The 1,333-nt window shown below is 62.9% G+C and carries 2 protein-coding genes and 1 pseudogene; all 3 read left to right on the forward strand.

All coding sequences use genetic code 11. The features are described 5' to 3' along the window. Positions 1-645 (forward strand): Kdo hydroxylase family protein (locus tag ACRXB1_RS36125; RefSeq protein ID WP_449494786.1); only part of this gene is annotated, 645 nt, incomplete at its 5' end. A gap of 34 nt (positions 646-679) precedes the next feature. Then, positions 680-1,219: pseudogene (locus tag ACRXB1_RS36130) on the forward strand (glycosyltransferase N-terminal domain-containing protein); the annotation flags it as partial. 32 nt (positions 1,220-1,251) lie between these two features. Next, positions 1,252-1,333, forward strand: an 82-nt coding sequence (locus tag ACRXB1_RS36135) for a glycosyltransferase N-terminal domain-containing protein (protein WP_449494787.1), incomplete at its 3' end; no start/stop codon positions are given.

Here is a 1,333-nt window from a genome sequence, read left to right on the forward strand (position 1 = left end):
TCCGTCACGCAATCCGCCGTGCGTGCGCTGGTCGCGCGCTATCAGGCGAACGCGCGCTCGCTCGTGGATGGCCTTTTTCCCGAATATCGCGGCAAGCTGCGCGTGGCGCCGACAAGTCTGCGGCTGCACCAGGTGGAAACGCGCGAGACGTCGTGGCGCAAGGACGACAGCCGTCTTCACGTCGATGCCTTCCCGTCGCGGCCCAATTACGGCGAGCGCATCCTGCGCGTGTTCACGAACGTGAATCCGGATGGCGCCCCGCGCGTGTGGCGTGTCGGCGAGCCGTTCGAAGACATGGCAAAGCGCTTTTTGCCATCGATAAAATCGCCGGTTCCCGGCTCCGCGTGGCTCATGAACCTGCTGAAAATCACCAAGACACCTCGCAGCGAATACGATCACCTGATGCTTAATCTGCACGATTCAATGAAAGCGGACCTTGGTTATCAAAAGACTTCGCCGCAGCAGGAAATGCCGTTTCCGCCCGGCTGCGTCTGGGTGTGTTTCTCCGATCAAACCTCGCACGCCGTAATGGCCGGCCAGTACATGATGGAGCAAACCTTCTTCCTTCCGGTGAACGCGATGGTGCAGCCTGAATGCGCGCCGCTCGGCATCTTGCAGCGCCTGAAGGGAAGGGCGCTGGTTTGAGCGCCGCCCGGCTTCAGTCCTCGACGGAGTGCCGATGCTGAGGCTCGTGTACCGCGCGCTATGGTGGATCGTCGCGCCGCTTGCCGTACTGCGGCTTTTGATCCGGTCGCGGCGGGAGCGTGGGTATCGCGAGCATATTGGCGAGCGGTTCGGTTTTGGCCCCGCGCGTCGTGGCGATGAACTTTCGCCGCTGATCTGGGTTCACGCGGTATCGGTGGGCGAGACACGCGCGGCGCAACCATTGATCGAAGCGTTGCAGCGCGCGTTTCCCGACGCCCGCATTCTCCTCACGCACATGACGCCGAGCGGTCGCGCGACGGGCGAGCAGTTGTTCGGCGAGCGTGTATCGCGCAGTTATCTTCCCTATGACTCCCCGTCGCTCGTGCGGCGGTTTTTGCGCGCGTGGCGGCCATCGATTGGCATCGTGATGGAGACGGAGGTCTGGCCGACGCTCATCGATGAGTGCAAGCACGCTGGCGTTCCACTGGTGCTGACGAACGCGCGGATGTCGGAGCGTTCGTTCAAGCGCGCGGCGAAATTTGGCAACGCAACGCGCGAAGTGTGCGGCGGTTTTTGCGCGCGTGGCGGCCATCGATTGGCATCGTGATGGAGACGGAGGTCTGGCCGACGCTCATCGATGAGTGCAAGCACGCTGGCGTTCCACTGGTGCTGACGAACGCGCGGATGT

Source organism: Caballeronia sp. M23-90 (genome assembly GCF_053574605.1).